This is a genomic window from Bacillota bacterium (genome assembly GCA_024655925.1).
GTDB lineage: Bacteria > Bacillota > DTU025 > DTU025 > JANLFS01 > JANLFS01.
Genome location: JANLFS010000158.1, coordinates 1 through 4145 on the forward strand (window position 1 = coordinate 1; position 4145 = coordinate 4145).

The 4145-nt window shown below is 61.0% G+C and carries 4 protein-coding genes; all 4 read right to left on the reverse strand.

The window, feature by feature from the left end; translation table 11 throughout:
• Positions 1-16: 16 nt before the first annotated feature.
• Positions 17-970, reverse strand: coding sequence for a homoserine kinase (gene thrB, locus NUW23_15225; protein ID MCR4427510.1), 954 nt, complete (start codon positions 968-970; stop codon positions 17-19).
• A 19-nt stretch (positions 971-989) separates the two neighbouring features.
• Positions 990-2042 (reverse strand): threonine synthase, encoded by a 1053-nt coding sequence (gene thrC, locus NUW23_15230; protein ID MCR4427511.1) that lies wholly within the window; start codon positions 2040-2042, stop codon positions 990-992.
• A 22-nt stretch (positions 2043-2064) separates the two neighbouring features.
• Complete coding sequence (locus tag NUW23_15235; protein MCR4427512.1) at positions 2065-3774, reverse strand: hypothetical protein; 1710 nt, start codon at positions 3772-3774, stop codon at positions 2065-2067.
• Position 3775: 1 nt separating this feature from the next.
• Positions 3776-4145, reverse strand: a 370-nt coding sequence (locus NUW23_15240) for an ABC transporter ATP-binding protein (GenBank protein MCR4427513.1), incomplete at its 5' end; no start/stop codon positions are given.

The window sequence follows — 4145 nt, forward strand, 5'->3', positions numbered from 1 at the left end:
TCAGCTCCAGGCTTGCTTACCGCAAGCCCCCGGCTTTAGCCGTGGGGTAGCTGACTCTCGCGCCTTCCGACGTGATGGGCAGGGGTATTGCCCGTGAGGTCACCCGGGCCTGCCTGAAGGCATCGACGATGGCTTGTCCGACCACTTCGCGGGACACGCCCTCCCCCACCAGAGCAAGTACAGAAGGCCCCGCTCCGCTCATAGCCACCCCAAGGGCACCAGCGTCAAGCCCGGCCCTGACCGCCGCGAACAGCCCGGGAACCAGGGCGCTCCTGTAAGGCTGGTGGAGGCGGTCCTCCATAGCGTACCGGAGGTTCTGGTAGGCGCCTGTGGCAAGAGATGCCACGAGCAATGCAGCTCGACTCACGTTGAAGACTGCATCGGAGTACTGAACGGAACTCGGAAGCACGTTCCTTGCACTGCTCGTCGAGACCTGGAAGTCCGGGACCACCACAACGCACCCAAGTCCCGGCGGCAGGGGCAGCCGGGCCCAGAGCGTCCTGGATCCGACTAGCGCAGATGCGGTGAGCCCCCCGAGCATGCACGCTGTGGTATTGTCGGGGTGGCCCTCTAGTTTTGCCGCAAGGTTCAGCATTGCCTGCCTGTCCAGAGGACGTCCCATGAACTCGTTCGCGGCCACTGTGCCTGCGACGATCCCGGCCGCGCTGCTCCCGAGCCCCCTCGCCACTGGAATGTGGTTGGCCATGGTCACCATGACCTCAGGGGCTCTTTGGCCAGCCTCGGCATAAGCTGCCTCGAAGGCCCGGATGGACAGGTTGTCTCGTCCTGTCGGGATCCGGGCATGCTGGGACACGCCCTCAGGGCCCAGGAGGACCACCCCTGACTGCCCGGCACCGAGCTCGAAGACGAACTCATCCTCCAGGCCCAGCGCGATGCCGAGGGAATCGAACCCGGATCCAAGGTTCGCGGAGGTCGCTGGGACACTTACCTTCACTCTGACGCCCGCCATACTGCTCACCGTCCCCGGTTCATAATTCAATCAGCCTCTCGACCGCTCGTGGGTCGGCGTCGCACACCTGAGCTGGACGAGACTGTGCTATCGCCCTCTCCGGGTCTTTCAGGCCGTGTCCTGTCAGGACGGCGACCACTGTCTCACCACCCGAGAACCCGCGCCTGCGGGCGGTCTTGATAACACCGGCAACCGACGCACACGACGCGGGTTCCGCAAACACACCCTCCTGGGACGCGAGGATCTCATATGCTTCAAGAATCTCATCGTCGCTGACTGCAGCGACTGTCCCGCCGGACTCGTCCACCGCAGCCTGAGCCCCTTTCCAGCTTGCGGGGTTCCCTATTTTGATCGCCGTCGCGATTGTCTCGGGCCGGTCCACCGGGTAGCCCAACACGATCGGGGCGGCCCCTTCTGCCTGGAACCCGAGCATCCTGGGAAGAGAGGATGCCCGCCCGTGGGCAGCGTACTGCCTGAACCCTTTCCAATAGGCTGTTATGTTGCCCGCGTTCCCTACTGGAATAGCAAGGCAATCCGGCGCGCGGCCCAGCTGGTCGCACACCTCAAAAGCCGCAGTCTTCTGACCTTCTATCCTGAAAGGGTTGATGGAGTTGACCAGGGCAATACGGTGTAGCGACGTGAGTTCTCTGACGATGGCCAGGGCCTGATCGAAGTTCCCCCGGATGGCGACGACCTCTGCCCCATGGATCACAGCCTGTGCAAGCTTTCCCATGGCTATGGCGCCTTCGGGAATCACGACCATGCACCTGAGCCCCGCCCGCGCAGCGTAGGCAGCAGCGGACGCCGAGGTGTTGCCGGTGGAGGCACACATGACTACTGACATTCCATCCTCGCACGCCTTGGAGATGGCCATTGTCATGCCTCGGTCCTTGAATGATCCTGTGGGGTTCGCCCCCTCGAACTTCAGAAACAGCGAGATCCCGAGGGACCGGCCCAGTCGCCTCGCTTCGATCAGGGGCGTCCACCCCTCGAGAAGCGTGACCACGGGAGTATCATCTGTCACTGGAAGAAATTCCCTGTATTCCTCAATTACGCCTTTCCATGCCGTCACCAGGCATCTCTCCAATCTTTCATTACAGCTCTATGAACCTGTAGGCCTTCTCGGCGGACCTGAACAGCATGACGAACATTCCCGCCGTGAACACCGCCGTTCCGACAAACGCAGCGGAGAGTATGGCCGAGGCAGTCCACCCGGCCCGGGTAGCCCTCCAGACAAGGAACCCCGCAGCCGCCAGGACAACCTGCACAATGAGCCAACCGAAAAGGCCGTTAAGGTTGCCTTTCATCGCTTTTTGTGGGTTGTCCCATTTGAGGTAGGGCCTGAGCATGTCCATGTACATGACCATGAAGGTGGCGCCCACCGCCCCGATCAGCCCGAGTAGTACAGCCAGTCCGAACATGCCTGGGGTGAGTCTCAGCACGAGTTGGAGGACGGCGATCATCGGGATGGAAGTCACAATCTCAAACGCCAGGGCAAAGAAGACCTTGCCCGTCACTTGCCGGCGAGCGGGCACGGGGATCACTTTGGATACCCAGAAGTTCGCGCCCTCTCTGGAGAAAGCGGTGGACGAGACCATGTGTATCCCGGCCGTCCACACCACCGCCGCCGCGAAGACCAGCGCTCGCAAGACCACAGTAGACGGATCGTGCAGGAAAGCGTCGAACCCGGGGATCTGCGCGAACATGCTGCCGGATCCGCCGATGAGGAACCAGACCACGAGCAGGCCGGGGAATATGAGGGCGTTCATGACTCCGTTCAGAACGAACGAGGGCGTGCGCGCGAAGATCCAGAGATCGCGGATAGCGCACGCCATTTCGGGGGACCTCTGCACAAGTTCCACCCCGCGCCTTGCCCCGACACCCGTGTAGAGCGCCGCCTGTCCTCGCCTGCCGGATCCAACTTCAGTGCCGCTGAGGAGGCCCGCATAGAAAAGCCTGGATGCAAAGAACATGACAGCAGCCAGCATCGCCGCAGAGACTGCGACAAACAGACCCAAGTTGGCAAGGCCCGAGGCCGTAAACGGCCTCGACATGGCGATGGTAGCCCATAGACTGGGCGGGAACCGGGCCGCGACCGAGCGTGACAGGCTGTCCTGGATAGTCATCACGTATTGCAGGAACTCCTGCTCACTCTGGGGCTGGAACTGCATGATGTAATACTGGAACCCAAAGTAGGCGCCGAGGAAGAGCAGAGTCCCCACAAACATCAGCAGGGTGCGACTGCGCTTGATATTCGCGTACCGCATTATGACCACTGCCGCAAGGGAGGAAACGGCAAGGGGGATCACGGGTATGAGCAGGAACACAAGAAGAGCTGTAACCCAGTAGCCGAAACCCATGCCGGCCATGATCCCATAGACTATGAAAGCCGGACCTACCACGAAAAGGAGAGTGACGTACTCATTCACCATGAGCGTCGTGAACTTCCCCAACAGCACCGTGCTTGCGGGCAATGGCAGAGGAACGAGGATCATGGTATCGCGAGAGAAGTAGAAGACTGACGTAACCCAGAAAATTCCCAGGAGCAGTACCATGATCTGCCCGGCGACAAGCGACAGGGTGAGGATGAAGTTGCCTTGCCCCAGCACTTGGCCTTGGGCGTACATGGTTCTCAGAAGATAGACATACCCCGTCAGTATGGAGGCAAGCCCGACCCCGAGCCCGAAGATGATCAGGACAGGCTCCCACAGCCTCTTCTTCTGAACGATATAGGTTTGCTTGGCGTAGGAGAGACCGAAGTTGATGTTCAGAAGCACACGAACCAGAGCCCAGAACTGCCTCACCCTATTCATCCTCCGTCAGCTCCAGGAAGAGTTCCTCGAGGGACTCCTCTCCCGCCTGTTCCCTAGCTGTCGATCTCCTCGCGCGAAGCTCCTCTACAGTTCCGGAGGCTATCAGCTTGCCCCGGTGGATGATCCCGACCCTGTGGCAGAGGCGCTCCGCCACCTCCAGGACATGAGTTGAGAAGAACACCGTCCCCCCTGCATCGCAGTGTCGGTTCATCAAGTCCTTGAACAGATGAGCACTCTTGGGGTCCAGGCCCACCATGGGTTCGTCGAGAATGAGCAGCTTGGGGTTGGAGAGGAGAGCGCCCGTCAAGGCGAGCTTCTGCCGCATGCCATGGGAGTAGCTCGCTATCAGGTCTCGCACTGCA